This window comes from Hydrogenophaga sp. SL48, assembly GCF_021729865.1.
Lineage (GTDB): Bacteria > Pseudomonadota > Gammaproteobacteria > Burkholderiales > Burkholderiaceae_C > Hydrogenophaga.
The window spans coordinates 5,021,303-5,047,559 of record NZ_CP063400.1; the positions used below are offsets into that span (position 1 = coordinate 5,021,303).

General features: G+C 66.7%; 25 protein-coding genes. 21 read left to right on the plus strand and 4 right to left on the minus strand.

What is annotated here, in order from left to right:
- The first annotated feature begins 48 nt into the window (after window positions 1-48).
- The 5 genes from IM738_RS23910 (at window position 49) to IM738_RS23930 (ending at window position 6,571) form a co-directional block, all read left to right on the plus strand.
- Complete coding sequence (locus IM738_RS23910; RefSeq protein ID WP_236963508.1) at window positions 49-1,680, plus strand: Re/Si-specific NAD(P)(+) transhydrogenase subunit alpha; 1,632 nt, start codon at window positions 49-51, stop codon at window positions 1,678-1,680.
- A gap of 15 nt (window positions 1,681-1,695) precedes the next feature.
- Entirely contained in the window at window positions 1,696-3,117 is a 1,422-nt protein-coding gene (gene pntB, locus IM738_RS23915; protein WP_236963509.1) for a Re/Si-specific NAD(P)(+) transhydrogenase subunit beta, read from the plus strand.
- Between the two features lie 184 nt (window positions 3,118-3,301).
- On the plus strand, window positions 3,302-4,999 hold the full coding sequence (locus IM738_RS23920; protein WP_236963510.1) for a long-chain-fatty-acid--CoA ligase: 1,698 nt from the start codon (window positions 3,302-3,304) through the stop codon (window positions 4,997-4,999).
- Between the two features lie 130 nt (window positions 5,000-5,129).
- Window positions 5,130-5,888: a 5'-methylthioadenosine/adenosylhomocysteine nucleosidase gene (locus IM738_RS23925; protein ID WP_236963511.1), complete on the plus strand. Its 759-nt coding sequence runs from the start codon at window positions 5,130-5,132 to the stop codon at window positions 5,886-5,888.
- Window positions 5,885-6,571, plus strand: coding sequence for a dihydrodipicolinate reductase (locus IM738_RS23930; RefSeq protein WP_236963512.1), 687 nt, complete (start codon window positions 5,885-5,887; stop codon window positions 6,569-6,571). Before IM738_RS23925 ends, IM738_RS23930 begins: the two co-directional genes overlap by 4 nt.
- An 18-nt stretch (window positions 6,572-6,589) precedes the next feature.
- On the opposite strand, the gene corA is transcribed toward IM738_RS23930, so the two are convergent.
- The gene (gene corA / locus IM738_RS23935; protein ID WP_236963513.1) at window positions 6,590-7,576 is read right to left on the minus strand and encodes a magnesium/cobalt transporter CorA; all 987 of its coding nucleotides are present in this window, start codon (window positions 7,574-7,576) and stop codon (window positions 6,590-6,592) included.
- A 174-nt stretch (window positions 7,577-7,750) separates the two neighbouring features.
- A complete protein-coding gene (locus IM738_RS23940) occupies window positions 7,751-9,019 on the minus strand; it encodes a patatin-like phospholipase family protein (protein ID WP_236963514.1) in 1,269 nt (422 codons plus the stop codon).
- A gap of 67 nt (window positions 9,020-9,086) precedes the next feature.
- Between IM738_RS23940 and IM738_RS23945 the strand changes: the two genes are divergently transcribed.
- The 4 genes from IM738_RS23945 to hprK all read left to right on the plus strand — a co-directional run bounded on the left by IM738_RS23945 (window position 9,087) and on the right by hprK (window position 12,362).
- Window positions 9,087-10,319, plus strand: coding sequence for an MFS transporter (locus IM738_RS23945; RefSeq protein ID WP_236963515.1), 1,233 nt, complete (start codon window positions 9,087-9,089; stop codon window positions 10,317-10,319).
- 151 nt (window positions 10,320-10,470) lie between these two features.
- Entirely contained in the window at window positions 10,471-10,800 is a 330-nt protein-coding gene (gene hpf, locus IM738_RS23950) for a ribosome hibernation-promoting factor, HPF/YfiA family (RefSeq protein ID WP_236963516.1), read from the plus strand.
- A 144-nt stretch (window positions 10,801-10,944) separates the two neighbouring features.
- A complete protein-coding gene (locus IM738_RS23955) occupies window positions 10,945-11,415 on the plus strand; it encodes a PTS sugar transporter subunit IIA (RefSeq protein ID WP_236963517.1) in 471 nt (156 codons plus the stop codon).
- Complete coding sequence (gene hprK / locus IM738_RS23960; protein WP_236963518.1) at window positions 11,412-12,362, plus strand: HPr(Ser) kinase/phosphatase; 951 nt, start codon at window positions 11,412-11,414, stop codon at window positions 12,360-12,362. The genes IM738_RS23955 and hprK overlap by 4 nt, the downstream gene beginning before the upstream one ends.
- Before the next feature lie 16 nt (window positions 12,363-12,378).
- On the opposite strand, the gene fur is transcribed toward hprK, so the two are convergent.
- Window positions 12,379-12,822, minus strand: a complete 444-nt coding sequence (fur, locus tag IM738_RS23965) for a ferric iron uptake transcriptional regulator (RefSeq protein ID WP_236963519.1) — start codon at window positions 12,820-12,822, stop codon at window positions 12,379-12,381.
- Window positions 12,823-13,124: 302 nt separating this feature from the next.
- On the opposite strand from fur, the gene IM738_RS23970 reads away from it, so the two are divergent.
- The 7 genes from IM738_RS23970 to holA all read left to right on the plus strand — a co-directional run bounded on the left by IM738_RS23970 (window position 13,125) and on the right by holA (window position 19,991).
- Window positions 13,125-13,574, plus strand: a complete 450-nt coding sequence (locus tag IM738_RS23970; RefSeq protein ID WP_336886538.1) for an outer membrane protein assembly factor BamE — start codon at window positions 13,125-13,127, stop codon at window positions 13,572-13,574.
- On the plus strand, window positions 13,571-14,392 hold the full coding sequence (dapB, locus tag IM738_RS23975) for a 4-hydroxy-tetrahydrodipicolinate reductase (RefSeq protein ID WP_236963521.1): 822 nt from the start codon (window positions 13,571-13,573) through the stop codon (window positions 14,390-14,392). Before IM738_RS23970 ends, dapB begins: the two co-directional genes overlap by 4 nt.
- 34 nt (window positions 14,393-14,426) lie before the next feature.
- The gene (locus IM738_RS23980; protein ID WP_236963522.1) at window positions 14,427-15,089 is read left to right on the plus strand and encodes a MotA/TolQ/ExbB proton channel family protein; all 663 of its coding nucleotides are present in this window, start codon (window positions 14,427-14,429) and stop codon (window positions 15,087-15,089) included.
- Entirely contained in the window at window positions 15,086-15,538 is a 453-nt protein-coding gene (locus IM738_RS23985; protein ID WP_236963523.1) for an ExbD/TolR family protein, read from the plus strand. Before IM738_RS23980 ends, IM738_RS23985 begins: the two co-directional genes overlap by 4 nt.
- 101 nt (window positions 15,539-15,639) lie before the next feature.
- Window positions 15,640-18,330 carry a leucine--tRNA ligase gene (gene leuS, locus IM738_RS23990; protein WP_236963524.1) on the plus strand — a complete coding sequence of 897 codons (2,691 nt, stop codon included), beginning with the start codon at window positions 15,640-15,642 and terminating at the stop codon, window positions 18,328-18,330.
- Window positions 18,331-18,340: 10 nt separating this feature from the next.
- A complete protein-coding gene (locus IM738_RS23995) occupies window positions 18,341-18,934 on the plus strand; it encodes an LPS-assembly lipoprotein LptE (RefSeq protein ID WP_236963525.1) in 594 nt (197 codons plus the stop codon).
- A gap of 4 nt (window positions 18,935-18,938) precedes the next feature.
- Entirely contained in the window at window positions 18,939-19,991 is a 1,053-nt protein-coding gene (holA, locus tag IM738_RS24000) for a DNA polymerase III subunit delta (protein ID WP_236963526.1), read from the plus strand.
- Between the two features lies 1 nt (window position 19,992).
- Here the strand turns inward: holA and IM738_RS24005 are convergent, their stop codons facing one another.
- Window positions 19,993-20,961, minus strand: coding sequence for a helix-turn-helix domain-containing protein (locus IM738_RS24005; protein ID WP_236963527.1), 969 nt, complete (start codon window positions 20,959-20,961; stop codon window positions 19,993-19,995).
- A gap of 190 nt (window positions 20,962-21,151) precedes the next feature.
- Between IM738_RS24005 and IM738_RS24010 the strand changes: the two genes are divergently transcribed.
- The 5 genes from IM738_RS24010 (at window position 21,152) to IM738_RS24030 (ending at window position 26,152) form a co-directional block, all read left to right on the plus strand.
- A complete protein-coding gene (locus tag IM738_RS24010) occupies window positions 21,152-22,351 on the plus strand; it encodes an amino acid ABC transporter substrate-binding protein (protein ID WP_236963528.1) in 1,200 nt (399 codons plus the stop codon).
- A gap of 155 nt (window positions 22,352-22,506) precedes the next feature.
- Window positions 22,507-23,409 carry a branched-chain amino acid ABC transporter permease gene (locus IM738_RS24015; protein WP_236963529.1) on the plus strand — a complete coding sequence of 301 codons (903 nt, stop codon included), beginning with the start codon at window positions 22,507-22,509 and terminating at the stop codon, window positions 23,407-23,409.
- Window positions 23,406-24,434, plus strand: coding sequence for a branched-chain amino acid ABC transporter permease (locus IM738_RS24020; RefSeq protein ID WP_236963530.1), 1,029 nt, complete (start codon window positions 23,406-23,408; stop codon window positions 24,432-24,434). The genes IM738_RS24015 and IM738_RS24020 overlap by 4 nt, the downstream gene beginning before the upstream one ends.
- Window positions 24,435-24,545: 111 nt before the next feature.
- The gene (locus IM738_RS24025) at window positions 24,546-25,337 is read left to right on the plus strand and encodes an ABC transporter ATP-binding protein (RefSeq protein ID WP_236963531.1); all 792 of its coding nucleotides are present in this window, start codon (window positions 24,546-24,548) and stop codon (window positions 25,335-25,337) included.
- Window positions 25,334-26,152, plus strand: coding sequence for an ABC transporter ATP-binding protein (locus IM738_RS24030; RefSeq protein WP_236963532.1), 819 nt, complete (start codon window positions 25,334-25,336; stop codon window positions 26,150-26,152). Before IM738_RS24025 ends, IM738_RS24030 begins: the two co-directional genes overlap by 4 nt.
- The last annotated feature ends 105 nt before the right edge of the window (window positions 26,153-26,257 follow it).

The following is a 26,257-nucleotide window of genomic DNA, read 5'->3' on the forward strand; positions in this document are numbered from 1 at the left end:
TTAAGCTGCCTCGCAACCTTTTTTAACGCCCTGCATCAAGGACTCTTCATGACTTCTGGCGCTTTGATCGAAACAGCCGCCACCGGCGCAGCAGCCCCGACACCACAACGCATTGGCGTGCCGCGCGAGATCTTCCCTGGCGAGAAACGGGTGGCCACCGTGCCCGAGGCCGTGGTCAAGCTGGTCAAGCTGGGTTTTGCCGTGGTGGTGGAACGTGGCGCGGGTGAGCTGGCCCAGCTCAGCGACGACGACTACCGCGAGGCCGGCGCCAGCATCGCCGGCTCGGCCGCCGAGCTGTGGAGCGGCAGCGACATCGTCTTCAAGGTGCGCGCGCCCACGCCGGACGAGGTGGCGCTGATGCACGAAGGCCAGACGCTGATCGGCTTCATCTGGCCGGCCCAGAACCCCGATCTGATGCAGTTGCTGGCCGCGAAGAAGGTCACGGCGCTCTCCATCGACGCGCTGCCACGCACGCTCAGCCGCGCGCAGAAGATGGACGCGCTGACCTCGATGGCCGGCGTCAGCGGCTACCGCGCCGTGGTCGAGGCGGCCAACGCCTTCGGCCGCTTCTTCAACGGCCAGATCACGGCCGCGGGCAAGGTGCCCCCGGCCAAGGTCTTCATCGCGGGTGCCGGCGTGGCCGGCCTGGCGGCCATCGGCGCGGCCGCCAGCCTGGGCGCCATCGTGCGCGCCAACGACACGCGCGCCGAGGTGGCCGACCAGGTGGTCTCGCTCGGTGGCGAGTTCGTCAAGGTCGACTACGAAGAAGAAGGCTCGGGCGGCGGCGGGTACGCCAAGGTCATGAGCGAGGGCTTCCAGCAGGCGCAGCGCGAGATGTACGCGAAGCAGGCCCGCGAGGTCGACATCATCATCACCACCGCGCTGATCCCCGGCAAACCGGCGCCCAAGCTGATCACCGCCGACATGGTGAAGACCATGAAGCCCGGCAGCGTGATCGTGGACATGGCGGCCGAGCAGGGCGGCAACTGCGAGCTGACCGTGCCGGGCGAAGCGGTGGTGCGCCACGGCGTGACCATCGTCGGCTACACCGACCTGGCCTCGCGCATGGCGCGCCAGTCGTCCACGCTGTACGCGACCAACCTGTTCCGCCTCAGCGAAGAGCTGTGCAAGACCAAGGACGGTGTCATCAACGTCAACATGGACGACGACGCGATCCGCGGCCTGACCGTGGTGAAGGACGGCGCCATCACCTGGCCCGCCCCGCCGCTGGTCGCCGCGCCCAAACCGCCCGCCAAGCCCGCCGCCGCTGTGGTGGCGAAGAAGGGCCATGGCCATGGCGAAGCCTCGGGGCCGATGCCGGCCGGCAAGCTGGCCATCGTCGCCGGCGTCACGGCGGTGCTGTTCGCGCTGGTGGGCGCCTACGCGCCGGCCGCGTTCCTGTCGCACTTCACGGTGTTCGTGCTGGCCTGCTTCGTCGGCTACATGGTGGTGTGGAACGTCAAGCCCGCGCTGCACACGCCGCTGATGAGCGTGACCAACGCCATCAGCTCGATCATCGCCATCGGCGCGCTGGTGCAGATCTCGCCGCTGGCCAACGCCACCGAGCGGCCCAACACGCTGATCATCGGCCTGGCCGCGGCGGCGCTGGTGCTCACCGCCATCAACATGTTCGGCGGCTTTGCCGTCACCCAGCGCATGCTGGCGATGTTCCGCAAATAAGAAGGAGACCATTCAATGTCTGCAAGTCTGGCCACGGTCTCCTACATCGGCGCGACCATCCTCTTCATCCTCAGCCTGGGCGGCCTGTCCAACCAGGAAACCTCGCGCCGCGGCAACCTGTACGGCATGGTCGGCATGGCGCTGGCCGTGGCGGCCACGGTGTTCGGCCCACAGGTCACGGCCGCCGGCATCCCCTGGATCGTCGGTGCCATGGTGGTCGGCGGGGCCATCGGCCTCTACGCCGCGCGCACCGTGCAGATGACGCAGATGCCCGAGCTGGTGGCTCTGATGCACAGCATGGTCGGCATGGCCGCGGTGCTCGTGGGCTACGCCACCTTTGTGGACCCTGAAGCGTCGAAGAACCTCGACAGCGCCGCCCACGCCATCCACGCGGTGGAGATCTACGTCGGCATCTTCATCGGTGCGGTCACGTTCTCGGGCTCGGTGGTCGCGTTCGGCAAGCTCTCGGGCCGCGTCGGCGGCAAGCCGCTGCTGCTGCCCGGCCGGCACTGGCTGAACCTCGCCGGCCTGATCGCGGTGGTCTATTTCGGGCGCCTGTTCCTGCAGGCCGAGACGCCGCAGGACGGCATGATGCCGCTGTTCGTGATGAGCGCGATCGCGCTGCTGTTCGGCATCCACATGGTGATGGCCATCGGCGGCGCCGACATGCCGGTGGTGGTGTCCATGCTCAACAGCTACTCGGGCTGGGCCGCCGCGGCCACCGGCTTCATGCTGAGCAACGACCTGCTGATCGTGGTGGGCGCGCTGGTGGGTTCCAGCGGCGCGATCCTGTCCTACATCATGTGCAACGCGATGAACCGCAGCTTCATCAGCGTGATCGCTGGCGGCTTCGGCACCACCGCGGCCGCGCCCAAGGCCGCGGGTGGTGCCGCCGCCGAGCCGGTCGGCGAGGTGAACCCCATCCTCGCCGGCGAGACCGCCGAGATGCTGCGCGAAGCCAAGAACGTGATCATCGTGCCCGGCTACGGCATGGCGGTCGCGCAGGCGCAGCACACGGTGTTCGAGATCACCCGCACGCTGCGCGAGAAGGGCGTGAATGTGCGCTTCGGCATCCACCCGGTGGCCGGCCGCATGCCGGGCCACATGAACGTTCTGCTGGCCGAGGCCAAGGTGCCCTACGACATCGTGTTCGAAATGGACGAGCTCAACGACGACTTTCCCGAGACCGACGTGGCCATCGTCATCGGCGCCAACGACATCGTGAACCCGGCGGCGCAGGACGACCCGACCAGCCCCATTGCCGGCATGCCGGTGCTGGAGGTCTGGAAGGCGCGCACCTCCATCGTGATGAAGCGCAGCATGGCCTCGGGCTACGCCGGGGTGGACAACCCGCTCTTCTACAAAGACAACAACCGCATGCTGTTCGGCGATGCGAAGAAGATGCTCGACGAGGTGCTGGTGGCTCTGAAGAGCTGAGCGCGCGATGACGGAAGGGCCGCTCAAAGCCGGTCCTTCTCTTTTTGATAGCGCCAGAGGCTTTCAATCAGGCGTTTCAGGACGGCATGTCAGAATCCCGTCAGGGAAAACACGCGCGCACGAATCGGGTGGCCGCGCGAGAATGCTGGTTGACGATTTGTAACAGACCCCCCTGGAGACCCACATGAGTGAACCGACGCAGGCGTCCGCCGTTCGTCCCTGGCTCGGCGCCTACCCGAACGGCGTGCCGGCCGACATCGATGTCGCCCAGTACCCGTCGCTGGTGCACTTGCTCGAAGAGAGCTTCCAGAAGAACGCGGGCCGTCCTGCCTACAGCTTCATGGGCAAGGAGTTGAGCTTTGCCCAGACCGACAGCCTGTCACAGGCTTTTGCGGCTTATCTGCAAGGGCTGGGTCTGGTGAAGGGCGATCGTGTCGCGATCATGATGCCCAACGTGCCGCAGTACCCCGTGGCGGTGGCCGGCATCCTGCGCGCGGGCTTCGTGGTGGTGAACGTGAACCCGCTCTACACGCCGCGCGAACTGGAGCACCAGCTCAAGGACTCGGGTGCCAAGGCCATCGTCATCATCGAGAACTTCGCCGCCACGCTGGAGCAGTGCCTTGCCAGCACGCCGGTCAAACACGTGGTGCTCACCGCCATGGGCGACCTGCTCGGCCTGCTCAAAGGGGCGGTTGTCAATTACGTGGTGCGCAACGTCAAGAAGATGGTGCCCACCTTCGATCTGCCGACCGCGGTGCGGTTCAACGACGCGATCGCCAAGGGCACGCGCGGCAGCCTCAAGCGCCCCGACATCAAGCCCGACGACGTGGCCGTGCTCCAGTACACCGGTGGCACCACGGGCGTGAGCAAGGGTGCGGTGCTCCTGCACCGCAACGTGATCGCCAACGTGCTGCAGTCCGAGGCCTGGAACGAGCCCGTCATGAAGCAGGTGCCGGCGGGCGAGCAGCCCACCAGCGTGTGCGCGCTGCCGCTGTACCACATCTTCGCGTTCACGGTGAACATGATGCTGGGCATGCGCACGGGCGGCAAAGTGATCCTGATCCCCAACCCGCGCGATCTGCCGGCCGTGTTGAAAGAGTTGAGCAAGCACACCTTTCACAGCTTTCCGGCGGTCAACACGCTGTTCAACGGCCTGGCCAACCACCCCGACTTCAACACCGTCAACTGGAAGAACCTCAAGGTCTCGGTGGGCGGGGGCATGGCGGTGCAGGGTGCCGTGGCCAAGCTCTGGCTGGAGAAGACCGGATGCCCGATCTGCGAAGGCTACGGTTTGTCCGAAACCAGCCCGTCGGCCAGCTGCAACCCGACCACCAGCACCGAGTACAGCGGCACGATCGGCGTGCCGCTGCCCAACACCTGGATGAAGTGCCTGGACGACGAGGGTGTGGAGGTGCCGCAGGGCCAGCCGGGCGAGATCGCGATCAAGGGGCCGCAGGTGATGGCGGGCTACTGGCAGCGGCCCGACGAGACCGCCAAGGTCATGACCGCCGACGGCTTCTTCAAGAGCGGCGACGTCGGCATCATGGATCCGCGCGGTTATTTCAAGATCGTGGATCGCAAGAAGGACATGGTGCTGGTGAGCGGCTTCAACGTCTACCCGAACGAGATTGAAGACGTGGTCGCCCAGCTGCCCGGCGTGATGGAGTGCGCCGTGGTCGGTGTGCCTGACGACAAGTCGGGCGAGGCCGTCAAGCTGGTCATCGTGAAGAAAGACCCGGCGCTCACCGAAGCGCAGGTGCGCGATTTTTGCAAGAGCAACCTCACAGGCTACAAACAGCCCAAGGTGATTGAGTTCCGCACCGAGATGCCCAAGACGCCGGTGGGCAAGATCCTGCGGCGAGAACTGCGCGACAAGAAGTAACCCCCCTGCGCCGCCTGCGGCGTCACCTCCCAGGGGGCAGTGCGAGTGGCCCGGCGAAGCCGGTTCCACCGCGTTCTGGGCCAAGGCACGCGCTCCGGAGTCACCTCAGACTTCTGATCCAATGCGGGGCATGAGCACCCCCACCCGCACCGCTATTGTTTCGGCCCTGCACGACGAACTCGCCAGCGTGCTGGCGCTCATGCCCGACGAACAGAAGCAGACCGTGGGCGGACGCGAATTCTGGATGGGTCACTTGCACGGGCAGGACGTGGTGGCGGTGCTCAGCGGCATCGGCAAGGTGGCGGCGGCCACGACCGCCACGCTGCTCATCGAGCGCTTCGGCGTGAACCGCATCGTGTTCACGGGGGTGGCCGGCGGGCTGGGGCCTGGGGTGAACGTGGGCGACGTGGTGCTGGCGCGATGCTTCCTGCAGCACGACATGGACGCCTCGCCGCTGTTCCCGCGCCACGAGGTGCCGGGCTACGGCCGCGCGCGGTTTGAGGCCGATGCGCCACTGACCGACGCGCTGGAGCTGGCCTGCGATCGCATGCTGCACACGCTGCCGCAGCAGCTGGGCGCCCAAACCGTGAGCGCGTTCGGCCTGCAAGCGCCTCGCCTGCACCAGGGCCTGCTCATCAGCGGCGACCGCTTCGTGGCCACCACGGCCGAAAGTGAGGCCTTGCAGCGCGAGCTGCCCGACGCCCTGGCGGTGGAGATGGAGGGCGCCGCCTTCGCACAGGTGTGTCACGACTTTGGGGTGCCACTCGCGGTGGTGCGCACCATCTCCGACCGCGCCGACGACGACGCGCACGTGGACTTTCCGCGCTTCCTGCGCGAGGTGGCCAGCCGTTACAGCGGTGCCGTGATCGAAGCCTTGTTCCAGCCATGAGCACGCCTCGGACACTGGTGGCGGGAGCGGGCAAGCTGGCCAACGAGGTGCGGGTCGGTCTGGGGGCTTCGGCGGGCCAGTGGACCGACCGCCACGCCCTGCCTCCGCGTGCGATGGAGCGGGTCACGGCCATCGTGCACGCCGGCTCGGGGCGGGAGCTGCCCGAGATCGTGGGTTTCTGCCGAGAGCGTGGTGCGGTGTTGATCGAGCTGTCCACCGGCACCGACGTGGCCGCGCTGGCGCAGGGCATTCCCGTGATCATCTGCCCCAATGCCAACATCCTGATGCTCAAGTTCATGGCGATGCTGGGGCGCAGCGGACCCTGGTTCCAGGGCAGCCGGATCACCATCACCGAATCGCACCAGGCGGACAAGACCTCGGTGCCGGGCACGGCGGTGGCCATGGCCGAGGCCTTGGGTGTGGACCCCGGGGCGATCATGTCGGTGCGCGATCCGGCGGTGCAGACCGGTCAACTCGGCCTGGCGCCACAAGACCTGGCGCGGCACGCGTTCCACCGCATCCAGATCGACGACGGCGCCTGCGCCATCACCCTGGAAACCCGCGTGCTGGGCAACACGCCTTACGTGGACGGTGTGCGTCGCATCATCGACGCCGCGCAGTCGCACCCGCTGGAGCGCCGGGCCTACGGCGTGCTCGAATTCATCGACAACGGATGGCTGTGAGCCGCCGCCGCATCAGGCTCACTTCAGCCAGCCACGTTTCCTGAAGTACAGCATCGGCACCACGGCAGAGATGACCATCAGCGCGAGCGCAAACGGGTAACCCCATTTCTGGCTCAGCTCGGGCATGTACTGGAAGTTCATGCCATAGAGGCTGGCGATCAGGGTGGGGGGCAGCAGGGCCACGCTGGCCACCGAGAAGATCTTGATGATCTTGTTCTGGTTGATGTTGATGAAACCGACCGTCGCGTCCATCAAGAAGTTGATCTTGTCGAACAGGAAGGCGGTGTGGCTGTCGAGCGAATCGAGGTCGCGCAGGATCTGGCGCGCGTCCTCGAACTGCTCGGCGCTCAGCATGCGGCTGCGCATCATGAAGCTGACCGCGCGGCGCGTGTCCATCACGTTGCGGCGGATGCGGCCCGACATGTCTTCGTGGCGCGCGATGGCCGACAGCACCTCGCCGGCCTTGTTGTCCGTCACGTTGCCGGCCAGCACCTGGCGGCTGACCTGCTCCAGGTCGTCGTAGATGTCTTCGAGCGTGTCGGCGCAGTACTCGGCGTCCGCATCGAACAGCATCAGCAGCACGTCCTTGGCGTTCTCGATCAGCCCCGGCATGCGGCGCGCGCGCATGCGCAGCAGGCGGAACACCGGCACGTCTTCGTCGTGGATGGAGAACAGCACGCCTTGGCTTTTCAGCGCGGCGTTGTGTTCGTTCAGGATGAAGGCCACGCGGATGGCGCGCGGGTTTTCATCGTCGTCGATCAGGAAGTCCGAGCGGATGTGCAGCTCGCCGTTGTCCTCTTCGAAGAAACGCGCCGACTCCTCGATGTCCTCGTCCATCGCGTCTTCGGGAATGGACAGGCCGAAGTGCTGTTTGACCCAGCGGCGTTCTTCGAGCGTGGGTGCTTCCAGATCGACCCAGATCGGTTTGAACCGGGCCAGCTCTTCGAGCGACTCGATTTCTTCCTGGAACAGGCGGCCATTGGCCAGGGTGAAGACGTTGAGCATGGGTGCTCCCGGGCGGTGGGTCTGAAAAGGGCCGGCGCAGGCGGCGGAGGGCGATTCGGGCGGCGCTTTCAGCCGACCGACCGCCGGTTGTCAGACGGTGGCGGGGAGGGCTGAAAGCACACAACTGGGGGGTGTGCTGTCCATGGGGCTCTCGGTGGGTGGAGACTGCGGCGATTATGTCACCGCCGCCCGCGCTGCGGTCTGCGCGGGCGTGGCAAAAAAGTCCGACAGTTCGTCCTTTCGGCGCCAGGCGTCGGCCTCGCCCAGCTGGATGAGCGCGTTGACGAAGTCCGGTTCGAAGAGCAGGTAACTCGCGAGCGAAGCGGCGCTGCCGGCCTCGCCCTGACCGGTGTTGAGCGCGCCCAGACCGGTGAGGGTGTTGCGGGTGGCGGCGGGCAGGGATTTGACGTGCTTTCGCGCCAGTTCGTCGAGCGAGAAGCTCGGCTGCAAGGCCAGGACCCGGACCGGGTGGTAGGGCAGTGCGCCCGCCAGCTCGGCCGGCAGGCGCGACAGCGTCTGGCTGACCCGCTGGGTCTGCTCCACGTCGGCCTGCAGGGTGTCGTGAAACACGCTGGCCATGGCGTGGCCGGCGATGGTGCCGGCCGTGGGTTCGTTGGCAATGCGCACGCCCATGCCCGAACGTTGCGGTTGACCCGCACCGATGGCCAGGATCTTTCGCGCGCCAAACTGGATGGCCGGGGAGAGCGGCGAGAGCTGGCGCATGGAGCCGTCGCCGAAATGTTCGCGATGTCCTTCCACCCAGAGCGGCACGGCCGGGAACAGGAAGGGTATGGCGCTCGATGCCATGAGGTGTTCGATGGTGAGCGGCTGGAACTCGGCGCGCCGACCCGGCCGGTGCCAGGGCTGGACCGGGTGGTCGGGGCGGGTCTGGCAGAAGGTCCAGTGTTCACCGGTGGTGTAGCTGGAGGCGGTCACACCCAGCACGTCCAGGTGTTGTGCCGCCAGCGCTCGCTCCAGGCCCCGCAGATCGATGGTTCGGTGGAGCGTGTCCACCAGGGGCAGGGTATCGAGCAGCGCGCGGTGGCGCCGGACCTGCCGTGCCAGCGTGAGGCCCGCCACGATGCGGTTGGCGTGCACCCAGCGCGGCGCATCGAGGCGGTAGACCCGATGTGAGCGCAGCCCGCTCCAGAAGGTGGCCAGATCCAGCAGGGCTTGCACGCCGTGCTCGGCCCGGCTGGCGAGGTAGGCGGCGTTGAGCGCGCCGGCCGAGGTGCCGAACAGCCAGCGGAAAGGAAAGGCGGTGCGGGCCGCGCCACCGGAGGTGGCCCAGTGGCCTTGCATGGCCGCCAGTGCTTTGAGCACGCCGGCCTGGTAGGCGGTGCGAGCGCCGCCGCCCATCAGCACCAGCGCACAGCCGCCGTTGGATGTGGGCGATGCGCCAGCGGGCAGCAGGTTGTGGGAGATCAGCGTATCGAGGGACACTTTTTCCAAAACCTTGTGAGGCCGCGCAGCGGGGCGAGGCGGATACATTGGGCAGTTGCCCAAAATCATGACACATCCCCTGCTCACCCCACGCCGCGAACGCTGGCTGTTGCTCACCATCGCCGGCATCCAGTTCACCCACATCCTCGACTTCATGATCATGATGCCGCTGGGGCCGCAGTTCACGCGCCTCTTCGGCATCAGCGACGCGCAGTTCGGCCTGCTGGTCGCGGCCTATACCCTGGCCGCCGGCGTGTCGGGCCTGGCCGCCGCCACCTACGTGGACCGGTTCGACCGCAAGCACCTGCTGCTCACCCTGTACGCGCTGTTCGCGCTGGCCACCCTGGCTTGTGGCCTGGCGCCGGGCTATGGGTTTCTGATGGTGGCGCGCGTGGCCGCCGGCGTGTTTGGCGGTGTGCTGTCGGCCCTGGCGCAGACCATCGTCGCCGATGTGATTCCGTTCGAGCGCCGGGGACGTGCCATGGGCATCGTCATGTCGTCGTTCTCGGTGTCTACCGTCGCCGGTGTGCCGCTGGGCCTGTTCCTGGCCACCCACCTGGGCTGGCAGGCGCCCTTCATCGGCATCGCGGTGCTCAGCGGCGTGCTCGCACTGGCTGCGGCCGCGACGCTGCTGCCGCTCAACCACCATTTGAAAGCGAATGACCGGCCCTCGATCTGGAGAGGGATCGGCATGGTGCTGGTCGACCGCAACCACCAGCGTGCCTTCGCTTTTTCCGCGCTGCTGATGTTCACCGGTTTCACCGTGTTGCCCTACTTCACCATCTACATGCAGGCCAATGTGGGCGTGTTGCCGGAGCAGATTCCCTACATCTACCTCTGCGGCGGCGTGGCCACGCTGTTCACGGCGCGGCTGTTTGGCCGCCTGGCCGACCGCATGGGCAAGGTCCCCACCTTCACCATGCTGGCGCTGGGGGTGATCGTGCCGTTGCTGGCCACCACGCTCATGCCCCGGTGGCCGCTGTGGGCGGTGTTGATCGTCTCGACCGGGCTGTTTGTCTTCATGAGCGGCCGGATGATTCCGGGCATGGCGCTGGTCACCGGGGCCGCCAACCCGGCCCTGCGTGGCACCTTCATGGCGCTCAATGCCTCGGTGCAGTCCGCCGCCATGGGGCTGGCGTCGTTCGTCGGCGGGCTGATCATCAGCCGCGACGCGGCCGGTCTGGTGCAGCACTACTGGGTGAGCGGTCTGGTGGGCGTGGGCGCCAGCCTGGCGGCGATGGCTCTGGCGCGGCGTGTGCGCGTGCACAGCTCGAAGGCGGGTCCCCGGCCCACCCTGTGAATGCCAAGGTTTGCCTTTTCACCCTTTGTTGCAGTGCAAGCTTGCGCCGCTGCTCTTTCATGGGCATAGTGGGTCCAGACATCCCCGTGGCCGCCGGGAGGTCTACCCGCCCGGCGGCTTGTGTCAACCCGGAGCATAAGGAGGCTCTTTTATGAACCTGACAATCAGCGGTCACCATCTCGAGGTCACCCCCGCCCTGCGCGGATACGTCACGACCAAGCTGGAGCGAATATCACGTCACTTTGACCAGGTGGTCGACATCAAGGTGCTGCTGACGGTGGACAACCTGAAAGAAAAGGACATGCGGCAAAAGGCGGAATGCAACATCCATGTGAAGGGCAAGGACCTGTTTGCCGAATGCGCCAACGCCGACCTCTACGCTGCGGTCGATGAGTTGGCCGACAAGCTGGACCGCCAGGTGCTGCGTTACAAGGACAAAGCCCAGGATCACAACCATGGCTCTGCCAAGCGCCTGATGTGATCAACCCGGCGGTCGCTCTGCCGGGACGGCCGTCGTGCATGTTGCAATGCAACAAGCCGCTTGTAAAGTCAAGCGGCTTTTTTGTCCCCGCAGTCTAGCCAACCGCGCCCAACTCGGCATAATTTGCGGTCCAACGAGGCCCACATGAACCGACTATCCGTGATTTTGCCCGCTCCGCAGGTGCTGGTTGCTGTGGATGCCACCAGCAAAAAGCGCGCGTTTGAAGAGGCCGGTTTGCTGTTCGAAACGCTGCATGGTCTCAACCGTGCGCTCATCACCGACAGCCTTTTTGCCCGCGAACGGCTCGGCTCCACCGGTCTTGGCCACGGAGTGGCGATTCCGCACGGTCGCATCAAGGGCCTGAAGCAACCCCTGGCCGCTGTGTTCCAGCTCGCCAGCCCGATCGGCTTCGATGCGCCCGACGAACTGCCTGTCCAGCTGATGATCTTCTTGCTGGTGCCAGAAGCCGCGACGCAGAAGCACCTGGAAATCCTCTCCGAAATCGCCGAGCTGCTCAGCGACAGCGCTTTGCGTGAGCAGATGAAAACCTCGACCGATGCGGGCGAGCTGCACACCCTGATCACCGGCTGGCAGTCGGCCCACGCCGCCGCGTGAAGCCCACCGTTGTCAGCGCCGACGTTCTCTTTGAGGACCATCGGGATGCCCTGAAGTGGCAGTGGGTGGCTGGGCTCGGGGCCTCTGAACGCCGCTTTGACGAGGTGGCGATCCGGGAGGCGCGGTCCGGTGCCGACCTGGTGGGGTACCTCAACTACATCCACCCTTACCGCGTGCAGGTGTTTGGTGAGCGTGAGATGGCCTACCTCACCAGCGCCAACGAAGACGACAACCGCCGACGCATCGCGCGCATCGTGACGCTGGAACCGCCAGTGCTGATCGTCGCCGACGCTCAGGCCGTGCCCGATGCGCTGATGGCGATGTGCGAACGGGCGCAGATACCGATGTTCGCGACACCCGAGCCGGCGGCATTCGTGATCGACGTGCTGCGGGCCTACCTCTCACGCCATTTCGCCGACCGCTCTTCCATGCACGGCGTGTTCATGGACATCCTCGGCATGGGTGTGATGATCACCGGCGAGTCGGGTCTGGGCAAAAGCGAACTGGGCCTGGAACTGATTTCGCGCGGGCACGGTCTGGTGGCTGACGATGCGGTCGATCTGTACCGCATCAATCAGACCAGCATCGAAGGGCGATGCCCGGAGTTGCTGCAAAACCTGCTGGAGGTGCGTGGCATCGGCTTGCTGGACATCAAGGCCATCTTCGGCGAGACGGCGGTGCGCCGCAAGATGCGGCTCTCGCTCATCGTGCACCTCGTGCGGAAAGAGACCATGGAGCGCGATTACGACCGCATGCCCCACGAGCCGCTGTACCAGGATGTGCTGGGTGTGCCGGTGCGCAAGGCGGTGATCCAGGTGGTTGCTGGTCGCAACATTGCGGTACTGGTGGAGGCGGCTGTGCGCAACACCATCCTGCAGTTGCGCGGGATCGATACCTATCAGGAATTTGTCGCGCGCCATCGCGCGGCGATGCTGCGCGGAGAATGACCCGCCGGGGACGGGCTCAGCGCTGTGACGCCGGTGAAGTGCGGTGCGGACAGTCGGGTTTGCTGCAGCTGGCGTAAAGGGACAGCGCGTGTTCCTGCAGCACGAAGCCGCGGGTTTTGGCGATCAGTTGCTGCCGCTTCTCGATCTCGGGATCAAAGAACTCCTCCACCCGGCCGCAATCGAGGCACACCAAATGATCGTGGTGCTGGCCTTCGTTGAGTTCGAAGACCGCCTTGCCTGATTCGAAGTTGCTGCGCGTGAGGAGGCTGGCCTGCTCAAACTGCATCAGCACACGGTAGACGGTGGCCAGGCCGATGTCGGAGTGCTCGTCCAGCAACACCCGGTACACATCTTCCGCGGTCATGTGGCGCTGCTTGGCGTTCTGGAACACCTCAAGGATCTTCAGCCGTGGCAGCGTGGCCTTCAGCCCGGTGCTTTTGAGTTCATCGATATTGGTCATGGACGGGCGGGAGAAGCGGGCGGGCAGCGCGGCTGCGGACAGAGCCTTTCAGGACCCCGGGGCTACAATGACCGGATCATATCGCCAGCGCGCACCGACCGTGGCAATGTCCTGCCGTTCTCCGCGGTCGAGCGCGCCTTTTGTGGGTTGCATTCATGCGCCAGTTTTTCTCCCTTTCCGCCCCTCGGCTGCCGGCTCCAGATCGGAGCGCGAGCCAGCGGTGCACGCCCCTGGTGCTTGCCTTGTGCCTGTGTCTGGGCGCATGTTCCAGCCTGCGTGACAAGCTGCCGAGCGCTGAGGGCTTGATCACGCCCTACCGGATCGACATCCTTCAGGGCAACGTCGTCACGCGCGAGCAAGCCCAGGCCCTGCAACCAGGCCAGACCCGTGAGCAGGTGCGCGGGCTGCTGGGCTCGCCGCTGCTGACCAGCGTGTTCCATGCCGACCGTTGGGACTACGTGTTCACCTTCAAGCGCCAGGGGCAGGCGCCGCAGCAGCGCAGGTTGACTGTGTTCTTCAAGGGGGACGCGCTGGAGCGTCACGAGGCTGACGAACTGCCCAGCGAATCCGAGTTTGTGTCTTCGCTGGACTCCCGCCGCAAGGCCGACAAGGTGCCTGTGCTGGAGGCCACCGAAGCGCAGCTGAAGGCGTTCGAATCAAGCAACGCCGTTCCTGGTGCGGCGCCCGCTCCATCGACCGCCACCCCAGCCGCCAGTTACCCGCCACTGGAAGCCCCCGGAGCCACGCGATGAGCGCGGTGCTCCAGAGCCCGCACCGCGTGTGCGTGGCCGGTGCCAGCGGCCGCATGGGCCAGATGCTGGTGGAGGCGGTGCAGGGCAGCGGGGACTGCGTGCTGGCCGGCGCGCTCGACATCGCCGGCAGCCCGGCCATCGGTCTGGACGCGGGAGCGTTTGCGGGTCGTGCCACTGGGGTCGCGATCACGGCCGACCTGGGCGCAGGTCTGTCCGGTAGCCAGTTCCTGATCGACTTCACGCGTCCCGAAGGCACGATGCAGCACCTGCGGTCCTGCGTGGAGCACGGCGTGAAGCTGGTGATCGGCACCACCGGTTTTTCCGAGGCGCAGAAGGCGGAGATCGCCGAGGCCGCCCAATCCATCGCCATCATGATGGCGCCCAACATGAGCGTGGGCGTGAACGTGACGATGAAGTTGCTGGACATGGCGGCCAAGGCGCTGTCCACCGGCTACGACATCGAGATCATCGAGGCGCACCACCGCCACAAGGTGGACGCGCCCAGTGGCACCGCACTGAAGATGGGCGAAGTGATCGCCGGTGCGCTAGGCCGTGACCTGAAAGACTGCGCCGTCTACGCCCGCGAGGGCGTGACCGGCGAGCGCGATCCCTCAAGCATCGGCTTTGCCACCGTGCGCGGCGGCGATATCGTTGGTGACCACACCGTGCTGTTCGCGGGCATCGGCGAGCGCATCGAGATCACCCACAAGTCCAGCAGCCGCTCGACTTACGCCCAGGGCAGCCTGCGCGCGGTGCGCTTCCTGGCCGGGCAGTCACACGGGCTGCACGACATGTTCGACGTGCTCGGCCTGCGCTGAGCCCGCACCCTTTTCTTTTTCAGGAGATCCACACATGGGCGGCGTCTGGCAAACCATTTGGCAGGGCGATGCGGTCAGCCGCAGCGTGGCCTTGCTGCTGTTGGCCATGTCGGTCGCGAGCTGGGTGGTGATTCTCTGGAAGGGCTGGCTGCTGCGGCGCGCGGTGCGCGACGTGCACACCTCCACCGCCGCGTTCTGGCAGGCCGGTTACCTGGACGAAGCCCAGCAGCGCCTGAACGGCTTTGACTCCCGCCGTCTGGTGCTGCCGCTGCTGGAGGCCGCCCGCACCATCGAGCAGGCCGCGCCGCAAACCCTGGCCGCCGCCGGCGACCGCTCGCAGCAGCTCACCCGCGTGCTGCGCGACGCTTTGCACCGTGTGTTGCACCGTCTTCAATATGGGCAGGTGCTGCTGGCCACCGTGGGTTCCACGGCCCCGTTCGTGGGCCTGCTGGGCACGGTCTGGGGCATCTACAACGCGCTCACGGCCATCGGTGTGGACGGCAAGTTCCGCATCGAGCAGGTGTCTGGCCCGGTGGGCGAGGCACTGGTCATGACGGCCGCCGGTCTGGCGGTGGCCATTCCCGCCGTGCTGGCCTACAACGTGCTGGGTCGCCAGATCGGTCGCATCGAGGCCGATCTGGAGGGGTTTGCCCGCGATCTGCGCGAGTTGCTCGTGCACAGCGAGGCCCCGAGATGAGCTTCGGAAGGCTGGAAAAGCCCGCCCGGCACGAACCGATGAGCGACATCAACGTCACGCCGCTGGTCGACGTGATGCTGGTGCTGCTGGTGATCTTCATCATCACGGCCCCACTCATGTCCAGCCGGCTGGAGCTGGAGCTGCCCAAAGCCAGCGAGCCGGTGGCCGCATCGGCAGAGCCCGAGGCGTTCATTTCGATCAGCGTGGACCCCCAGGGGCAGGTGTTCTGGGACGAGCAGCCGGTCGACGCCGCCACCCTGAAGCAGCGCCTGACGCAAACCGCGCAGCGCGACCCGGAGACCGAGCTGCAGTTGCGCGCCGACACGGCCGTGCCCTATGGTCGCGTGGTGCAGCTGATCGGCCTGGCCCAGAGCGTGGGCCTGTCGCGCATCGGTTTTGTGGCCGATCCGGCCACGGGTGCGACCACCGCGCCGGCGCCGACGCGCTGAGCGCTGTCGCCTGCGGCGGGCAGGGCGCCCCAAGCCCTAAAATCGGGGGCTACGCAGCGCGCTGCCCCTTTCATTCACCGGCCCGGTCCGGTCCCTGGTTCATGCAAGAAAAATACGCCCACAAGGATGTCGAGCGCGCCGCGCACGCCCACTGGAACGCCAACGACGCCTACCGCGTGACCGAGGTCGCCGGCAAGAAGAAGTTCTACGCCTGCTCCATGCTGCCCTACCCCAGCGGCAAGCTGCACATGGGCCATGTGCGCAACTACACCATCAACGACATGCTCACGCGTTACCTGCGCATGAACGGTCACAACGTGCTGATGCCCATGGGCTGGGACGCCTTCGGCCTGCCGGCCGAAAACGCGGCGCTGAAGAACGGCGTGCCACCGGCCAAATGGACGTACGAAAACATCGCCTACATGAAGCAGCAGATGCAGGCCATGGGGCTGGCCATCGACTGGAGCCGCGAGGTCGCGACCTGCGACCCGACGTACTACAAATGGAACCAGTGGCTGTTCCTGAAGATGCTGGAGAAGGGCATCGCCTACCGCAAGACCCAGATCGTCAACTGGGACCCGGTGGACCAGACAGTGCTGGCCAACGAGCAGGTGATCGACGGCAAGGGCTGGCGCACCGGCGCCACGGTGGAAAAGCGCGAAATCCCCGGCTATTACCTGAACATCACGTCCTACGCCGACGAGCTGCTCGACCACGTGCAGCTGGGCAACCCCAAGGCGACCCTCAACGGCTGGCCCGACAAGGTGCGCCTGATGCAGGAGAACTGGATCGGCAAGAGCGAGGGCGTGCGCTTTGCCTTCCCGCACTCGATCCAAGGCGCTGACGGCGCGCTGATCGGCGACGGCAGGATGTACGTCTTCACCACGCGCGCCGACACCATCATGGGCGTGACCTTCTGCGCCGTGGCCGCCGAGCACCCGCTGGCCCACCACGCCGCATTGACCAACCCCGCATTGGCGGCGTTCATCGAAGAATGCAAGACCGGCGGCACCACCGAAGCCGAGCTCGCCACGCAGGAAAAGAAGGGCATGGCCACCGGCCTGTTCGTCACGCACCCTCTCACCGGCGCGCAGGTCGGGGTCTGGGTCGGCAACTACGTGCTCATGAGCTACGGCGACGGCGCCGTGATGGGCGTGCCGGCGCACGATGAGCGCGACTTCGCGTTTGCACTGAAGTACGACCTGAAGATCCAGCAGGTGGTGGCCGTGGAAGGCGAGATTTTTTCCGCATTCGCCTGGGCCGACTGGTACGGGGACAAGCAGCGCGGCGTGTGCGTCAACTCCGGCGTGCTCGACGGCTTGGGTCAGAAGGCCGCCGTCGACAAGGTCGCCGAGCTGCTGGCCGCCCAAGGCCTGGGCGAGAAGAAGACCACCTTCCGCCTGCGCGACTGGGGCATCAGCCGCCAACGCTACTGGGGCACGCCCATTCCCATCATCCACTGCGCGGAACACGGCGCGGTGCCGGTGCCTGAAAAAGACCTGCCGGTGGTGCTGCCGCAGGACTGCATCCCCGACGGCTCGGGCAACCCGCTGCACAAACATGAAGGCTTCCATGCTGGCGTGGTGTGCCCGGTGTGTGGCAAGCCCGCGCGGCGCGAGACCGACACCATGGACACCTTCGTGGATTCGTCCTGGTACTTCATGCGTTACTGCGACCCGACCAACAGCGAGAAGATGGTGGCCGAGGGCGCGGACTACTGGATGCCGATGGACCAGTACATCGGTGGCATCGAACACGCCATCCTGCACCTGCTCTACGCGCGCTTCTGGACCAAGGTCATGCGCGACCTCGGCCTCGTGAAGGTGGACGAGCCCTTCAGCAAGCTGCTGACCCAGGGCATGGTGCTCAACCACATCTACTCGCGCCGCACCGAGAAGGGCGGCAAGGACTACTTCTGGCCGCAGGACGTGGAGCACGTGTTCGACGAAGCGGGCAAGGTGATTGGCGCGAAGCTGATCAAGGCGGTGGAGTCCAGCGGGGTCACGCTGCCGGTGGGCACTGCGATCGACTACGAGGGCGTGGGCACCATGTCCAAGTCCAAGAACAACGGCGTCGATCCGCAGGACCTGATCGAGAAGTACGGCGCCGACACCGCGCGCCTGTACACCATGTTCACCGCGCCGCCCGAGGCCACGCTGGAGTGGAACGACGCGGCGGTGGAAGGCAGCTACCGCTTTCTGCGCCGCGTCTGGGGCTTTGGCAACAAGCTCTCGGCCACGGCGGACCTGGGCGCGCTCGCGGCCAGCGTGGGCACGCAGTCGCTGTCCAAGGCGGCCAAGGCGCTGCGCCTGGAGGTGCACACCGTGCTCAAGCAGGTGGACTACGACTACCAGCGCATGCAATACAACACGGTGGTCTCGGGCGCAATGAAGATGCTCAACGCCCTGGACGACTTCAAGGGCGACGGCTCCGCCGGTGACAACGCCGCGCTGGCCGAAGGTTTCGGCATGCTGCTGCGCTGCATCTACCCGGCCACGCCGCACATCGCGCACAGCCTCTGGACCGAGCTCGGCTACGCCGCCGCCTCGGGCGAGCTGCTCGACGCGCCCTGGCCGCAGGCCGACGAGGCCGCGCTGCAGCGCGACGAGATCGAGCTCATGCTGCAGATCAACGGCAAGCTGCGCGGCAGCGTCACCGTGCCGGCCAGCGCCGACAAGGCCGCCATCGAAGCTGCGGCCTTGGCCAGCGAGGCCTTCGTCAAACAGGCCAATGGCGCTGCGCCCAAAAAGGTCGTGGTGGTGCCGGGCCGTCTGGTCAACGTGGTGGTATAAAAGTCGCGTCATGAAACCCAACACCCCCTTCGCCCCCCAGTCCTCCCGCGAGACGCCGGAGCCTTCCTTGTCCGGGCGGCGCGTGGCGCTGAGGGCGCTGGCCAGCGCGGGTGCGCTGCTCGCGACCGCTGGCCTGGGGGGGTGCGGTTTTGCCTTGCGCCAGGCGCCCAAGTTCGCGTTTGAATCGGTGTTGGTGACCGGGTTCGAGAACACGCAGGTGTCCAGAGCCCTCCAGCAGGCGATGGTGTCCGCCGGCATCCAGGTGGCCAACGCCTCCAAGGCCGCGCAGACCACCCCCGCAGCGGTGCCCGTGCAGGTGGTTTTGCATGTGGCCCGTGACCATCATGAGCGTGTGGTGTCGGGACAGACCGACTCGGGTCAGGTGCGGGAGCTGACGCTGCGCGTGCGTTTCCGCTTCCGTCTGAGCACGGTAGCAGGCAAGGTCCTGATCGACGACACCGAGCTGCTGCTGGAGCGCGACATCAGCTTCACGGAAACCGCCGCGCTGGCCAAGGCGGCGGAAGAGAACACCATGTTCCACGACATGGAAGGCGATATCGCGCAGCAGGTGCTGCGCCGCCTGGCCGCCGTGAAGTCGCTCTGACGCCATGCAGGTGGCCGCCCCGCAGCTGGCCGGGCAATTGCAGCGCGGACTCAAGTCTCTCTACACCCTGCACGGCGACGAGCCGCTGCTGATCCAGGAAGCGGCAGACGCCATCCGCGCCGTGGCGCGCGAGCAGGGCTACACCGAGCGCACCGTGCACACGGTGGCCGGGGCTCACTTTGACTGGAGCGAGGTGCTCGCCAGCGGGGGCTCCATGAGCCTGTTCGCTGACAAACAACTGATCGAAATCCGGGTGCCCTCAGGCAAGCCCGGCAAGGACGGCTCTCAGGTCCTGCAGCAGTTGGCCGAGGCCGCGCGGGACAACGACAGCACGCTCACGCTGGTGCTGCTGCCTCGCCTGGATGCCGCCACGCAGAAGGGCGCCTGGTTTGCTGCGCTCGACAGCTTTGGCGTGACGGTGAAGGTGGACCCGGTCGAGCGCCAGGCGCTGCCGGCCTGGATCGCGCAGCGCCTGCAGCAGCAGGGTCAGCGCGTCGCGGCGGGGGAAGAAGGCCAGCGCACGCTGCAGTTTTTTGCCGACCGCGTCGAGGGCAACCTGCTGGCCGCGCACCAGGAGATCCAGAAGCTCGGGCTGCTGTACCCGGCCGGCGAGCTGTCGCTGGAGCAGGTCGAAAACGCGGTGCTCAACGTGGCCCGCTACACCCCGTTCAAGCTGGCCGAAGCCGTGCTGGGCGGCCAGGTGCTGCGTGTGCAACGCATGCTCGACGGGTTGCAGGCCGAGGGCGAAGCCGCCGTGCTGGTGCACTGGGCGCTGTCCGAAGACATTCGCACGCTCAACCGCATCCGCAACGCGATGGACGCCGGCCGCCCCTTGCCGATGGCCTTGCGCGAAAACCGGGTCTGGGGCTTGAAGGAAAAGCTGATGGAGCGCGCGCTGCCGCTGATCCGGCCCGCCCAGCTGGCCCAGTGGCTGCAGGACGCACACACGGTGGACGGTATCGTCAAGGGCCTCAAGCAGCCCGACTGGCCGGCCGACCCGTGGGACGCGCTGCACCGCATGGCGCTGCGGGTGGCGCAGGCCTGCGCGCTGCGCTGACTCAGGCCGCTGCCGACTGGCGCAGCGCGGTGTCCCGGAAGTCGCTGGGCGAAAGACCGGCGTGTTCCCGGAACACGCGACTGAAATGGGCGCCGTTGTTGAAGCCCCATGAAAACGCGATGTCCGTGATCGTGCGCTGCGCCAGGGCCGGGTTCTTCAGGTCGCGCATGCAGGCCTGCAAACGGCGCCGCAGGATGTGGTGTGCCAGCGTGTCGTCCTCGGTGCTGAAGGCGTTGTGCAGGTGGCGCTTGCTGCAGTTCATCGATTGCGCGATGCGCTCGATGGACAGGCCCGGGTCGCGCAGGTGCTGCCCGATGTGTTCGCGGATGCGGTCGCGAAACGCTTCGAGCTGGGTGGTGGCGCTCTCGCGGCCGGCCAGTTCCTGCAGCGACAGGCGCACCAGCTCGATGATCATCTCGCCCACTCCACGGGCGGTGGTGGCGTTCATGGCGGGCAGCTCCTGGTAGGTGCTGCGCATGGTCTCCAGGGCCACACGTGAAATGCCGCTGGCGCCGCCCACATGGCGCGCCATCAGGGGTTCCAGCCGCAGGCCCCGTTCGATGAACTGCTGCTTGGGCAGCATCACGATGAGGTGCTCCACCCGCTCCGGGTTGGCGATTTCGTAGCTGCCGGTGGTGTCGTAGATGGCCCAGCCGCCCGGCCGCACCCAGGCCTGCCGCCCGTGCTGCTCGACCGCGGCGCTGCCTTGCCAGGGGGCGACGATCTTGAGGTAGCTGGTGTCGCTGGCGCTGGCCAGCTTGGGGCTGCGCAGCACGCGGTGCCGGTTCGCTTCCAGCTTGGTCAGCACCACGTCACCGGCGTGCGAGGCGCTCATGTGGCCGTCGAACCCGGTGTCGCCGTACAGGTCGGACTCCAGGCCGCCGAAGTGCCGCCACACCCAGTCGCGCCAGGCGGCAGCGCGTTCGCCGGGGGCGACAGCGTCGGTGCTCATCACGGGCGAAGGGGTCATGCGGTCTCCAGCAGGGGGGTGCGGAAATTATGGTGGGGCACCCACATCCCTGGGGTGGGCAGGGTTGGGGGTTTTCCCGCATGCGTGTGCACGTTCCGGCAAGCGGCTTGTGCATCGTCAGCAAAGCCCGCCGGCGGCCAGCTCACTAGCATCAAGGTCTCTGCCAGTCGAACACCACAGGAGACAAGCCATGGTCCAGTCCACCCGCCGTCTGATCCTCAAGGGCGCCGCCGCTTCGGTGGGCGCCATGTCCTTTGCCCCGCAACTCATGGCGCAGTCCGCGCCGGTGCGCGTCGGCTATTCGATGTCGCGCACCGGCCCCTGGACGGGCGGCGCGCAGGTGAGCCAGGAGCCCAACTACCTGCTCTGGGCCGAGCAGCAGAATGCCGCGGGCGGCCTCGACGTGAAAGGCGTGAAGCGGCAGATCGAGTTGATCAGCAGCGACGACCGCAGCGACACCGAGACCGTGGTTCGCACCTACGAAAAACTCATGGGCAGCGACAAGGTCGATCTGGTGCTGCCGCCCTGGGGCTCCAACGCCAACTTCGCCGTGGCCCCGCTGGCCAACCGGTTCCAGTACCCGTTCCTGGCGCCCACCGCACTGAGCAAGCGCCTGGTGGAAATGCGCCTGCCGTACTTCTTCCTGCTGCTGCAGCAGCCCGCGCCCATGACCAACGCGCTGGTCGACATGCTCAAGGCCAACGGCGTGAAGACCGTGGCGCTGATTTATGTGGACGACCTGTTCGGCCTGGAGAACTTCGCCGCTTTCAAGGTGGCGCTGCAGGGCAGTGGCATCACGCTGGTGGAGGACAAGAGCTACCCCGGTGGTGTGAAAGACCTCTCGCCCGTGCTGCGCTCGATGAAGGACAAGAACCCGGACGCGTTCGTGGGCTTCACCTACCCGCCCGACACCATCCTGGCCAGCCGCCAGGCCAAGGAAGTGGGCTTCAACCCGAAGTTCTTCTACGCCTCGGTGGGCACGGCCTTCCAGCTCTACCGCAACGTGATGACGCCCGCCGGCGCCGAAGGCGTGTTGGGCATGGGCTCGTGGAACGGCAAGACCAGCCCGGCCGCCAAGGCTTACTTCGACGCGCACACCAAGAAGTTCGCCGGCAAGGAACCCGATCGCTGGGCCAGCGGCGCCTGCTGGTCGGGGCTGGAGATCCTCACCAACGCCTGCAAGCAGGTTGGTCTGGACCGCAAGGCCATCCGGGACTACGTGGCCAACACCACGCACAAGACGATTCTGGGCGACATCAAGTTCAACGGCAGCGAGAACGTGGGCACGCCAGGGACCGTGGGTCAGTGGCAGAACGGGGAGTTCGAGGTGGTGTGGCCGAAGTCGGTGGCGACTGCAGCCTTGAACCCCAACAAGCCCGCGTGGAAGTGACACACCGTTGGTCCTGCGCTGTTCGCAGGACCTGAGTCCATCACCAAACCCCAGCCGTTCGGGCTGAGCCTGTCGAAGCCCATCCAGCCATGTCTGCGTGAGCCCTTCGACAAGCTCAGGGCGAACGGGGTTGTGTTTCCGGCCCCCCAAATCCCATGTCCTTCTCCGCCTGGCTCGAACTCCTCGCCTCCGGTCTCATCACCGGGGGCATCTACGCGCTCGTCGCGCTCGGGCTGAACCTGCAGTATGGGTTGATGCGCATCCTCAACATCGCGCACGGCGAGTTCCTGATGGTGGGGGCTTACCTCACCTGGATGGCGCAGACCTCGCTGGGGCTGAATCCGCTGTTCATGGTGCCGGTGTCGTTCGCCATGCTGTTCGTGCTGGGGTGGGTGATCCACCGCCTGTGTTTCCGCCGCCTCACCGCCACCTCGCCCAACCTCGACATCTTTGAAGCCCGCGGCCTCATGGTGGCCTTCGGCCTCATGTTCCTGGTGCAGAACTTCGCGTCGTGGATGTGGGGTGGCGATCTGCGCGGCTACGACTTCCTCACCGAGCCGGTGCAGATCCCGCTGCCCATGGGGGAGGCGCAGTTTGCCGGCAACAAGCTGCTGGTGTTTGCGCTGGCCCTGCTGTTCTCGGGCGCGCTCATCGTGCTCATGCGCACCACGCTGCTGGGCAAGGGCGTGCGCGCGCTCATGCAGTCGCCCACCGGCGCGCAGCTCATGGGCATCAACACCCAGCGCCTGCACCCGCTCATGTTCGGCATCGGCCTGGGCCTCTCGGGCGTGGCCGGTTGCCTGATCTCCATGGCGTACACCATCAGCCCTTCCATGGGCGAGCCCTACACCATCACCGCGCTCATCGTCATCACGCTGGGCGGCTTCGGCAGCATGGGCGGTGCGCTGGCCGGTGGCCTGTTGCTGGGGGTGATCGAAGCCCTGGGCATGCACTTCACCAACCCCTCGCTCAAGGCTCTGTTGAGCTACGTGGTCTTCATCAGTGTGCTGTTGCTGCGGCCTGAAGGACTCTTCACCCGGAAAAGCCGCAAGTCATGAACTCAAGACAATTCCTCATCCGCGATCTGTTGGTCCTCTTCGGCCTCACCGGCTGGGCGCTGGCGCTGCCCAGCTTCGCCAGCGAGTTCGCCGTGTCCATGGCGCTCACCTGCCTGATGTACATCGCGCTCTCGTCGAGCTGGGCGCTGTTCTGCGGCACCACGCGCTACCTGTCGCTGGCCACCTCGGCCTTCTTCGGCATCGGGGCGTACACCAGCGCCATCCTGCTGGAGCAGTTGTCGTGGGTGCAGGCCATCGCCATGGGCTCCCTGATTGCCGCGGCGGTGGCCGTGGTCATGGGCGCGGCGGTGCTGCACCTTCGCGGCACCTACTTTGCGGTGCTCACCTTCGGCATGACCGAGCTGATCCGACACGCCATCAGCTACTTCGAGAAAAGCGTCACCGGCACCGTGGGCCGCGTGCTCATGGTGGTGCCCGAGCGCGACACCATCTACCTCACCGTGCTCGCCCTGGCTGTGATCACGGTGGCGCTGTCCATCACCATCCGGCGCACGCGCTTTGGTCTCGCCATGCTCGGCATCGGCGCCGACGAGCAGCGCGCCCAGACGCTGGGCGTGAACACGCGCTGGATCAAGATCGCCGGCTTCGCGCTCACCGCTGCGGTGGCCGGCGCGGTGGGCGCGGCCATGTCGGTGCGCTGGACCTACATCGACCCGCACACCGTGTTCAACCCCTTCATCGGTTTCCAGACCGTGCTGATCGCGCTGATCGGCGGCGCGGCGACGTTGTGGGGGCCCCTGATCGCGGCCATCGTGTTCAGCGTGCTGGCCGAGACGCTGCGCCTGCAGGTGCCGCAGATCTACATGATGTCGCTCGGCCTGCTGCTCATCCTCTCGGTGCTGTATCTGCCGGGTGGCCTGGCCTCGCTGCGCGCCGAGACCTTCCGGGGCTGGCGCGATGGCGCCAAGGCGTGGTGGATTGAAATGCGCGACGACCTGAGTGGCGAGACGAAACGCAGCAAGCAACGCGAGAAAGCACTGCGGGAGCGACGCGATGTGTTTTGAATGCACCCTCACCCCAACCCTCTCCCGCAAGCGGGCGAGGGGGCTTTCACTCCCTCTCCCGCTTGCGGGAGAGGGCCGGGGTGAGGGCCGCGCGCGCCCAGGAGCACCGCAATGAGCCAGCCTCTCCTAGACGCCCGCGACATCACCGTGCGCTTCGGCGGCCTCACCGCCGTGGACGCCGTGAGCGCACGCTTCATGCCGGGCGAACTCGTCGGCATCATCGGCCCCAACGGCGCGGGCAAGACCACCTTCTTCAACGCCATTTCGGGCGTCACCCAGGCCACCAGCGGCGCGCTTTTGATGCAGGGGCGCGAGCTCAGCGGCAAGGGCCCGCACCGCTTCACGGCCCATGGTCTGGCGCGCACCTTTCAGACGCCGCGCACCTTCCCCGACATGCTGGTGCGCGACAACATCGCCTTCGGCCTGAAGTTCGCGGGCCGCCGGCCACGCAAGTACATCTGGTGGGGCGAAGAGACCACCGTGCCGTGGGTGCTGCGCACGCCCGAGAGCATCCTCGGTCTCATCGGCCTGGGTGCCCAGGCCGATCTGCCGGCCGCGGCCATCACACCCTCGCAGCAGCGCCTGCTGGAAATCGGCATGGCCCTGGCCACGCGCCCGCGCATGCTGCTGCTCGACGAAGTGGCCGCCGGCCTGACCGAAAACGAGGTGGAGGAGATGGCGCGCCTGATCCGCCGCCTGCGCGACGAGCTCGACCTCACCGTGGTCTGGATCGAACACGCCGTGACCACGCTGCTGCGCCACGTGGAGCGCGTGATCGTGCTGCACCAGGGCAAGAAGATCGCCGACGGCACGCCCGCCGAGGTGGTGCGCAACACCGAGGTGATCGAGGCCTACCTGGGCGACGAGATGAACGAACCGACCGCCGAGGAGGCCGCCGCATGATGTGGTACCGCCCGACCCCCTTTGAACTCGGTGGCGGCGCGCGCGCACGCCTCAAGGTGAACGGCCTCTCAGCCGGCTACGGCGCCTTCCTCGTGCTGCGCGATCTGCAGCTCGACATCCAGCCCGGCCTCACCGTGGTGCTCGGCCCCAACGGCGCGGGCAAGACCACGCTGCTCAAGGCGCTCAACGGCCTGATCCCGCGCGGCGGATCGGTGCTGCTCGACGGCACCGAGATGCCCGAGAAGACGCATCAGATCGTGCAGGCCGGTGTGGCGCTGGTGCCCGAAGGCCGCCAGCTGTTCCCGCAACTCACGGTGACGGAAAACCTCGAACTCGGCGGCTGGCTGGTGCCCAAGGCCTTGCGCGCCGAGCGGCTGGCCCGGGCCTTTGTGGACTTCCCCAAACTCAAGGAGCGCGCCACGCAACTGGCCGGCACCATGAGCGGCGGCGAGCAGCAGATGGTGGCCGTGGCGCGCGCCATGATGTGCGCGCCGCGCCTGCTCATGCTCGACGAACCCTCGCTCGGCCTCGCGCCGAAGATGGTGGACGAGCTGCTCACCATCGTGCGCCGCATCGCGGACGCCGGCACCACCGTTCTGATGGTGGAGCAGAACGTGAAGAAGGCGCTGGCCGTGGCCGACCGCGGCTACGTGATGGAGCGCGGCACGCTGGTGGCCAGCGGGCCGGCGAAGCTGCTCGCGCGCTCCACCGTGATCCGCGAGGCCTACCTCGGTGCTGACAAGGACCCCGTCAGTGGCACCACCAGCGCGGCCGATGCCGTGCAGCGCCGCAAGGCTGTGGCAACGACAGCTTGATACCTACCCACCCCGTTCGCCCTGAGCCTGTCGAAGGGCTCACCCACACGGTGGTGTGAAGGCTTCGACAAGCTCAGCCCGAACGGGATCTTGCTCAGTCCAAAC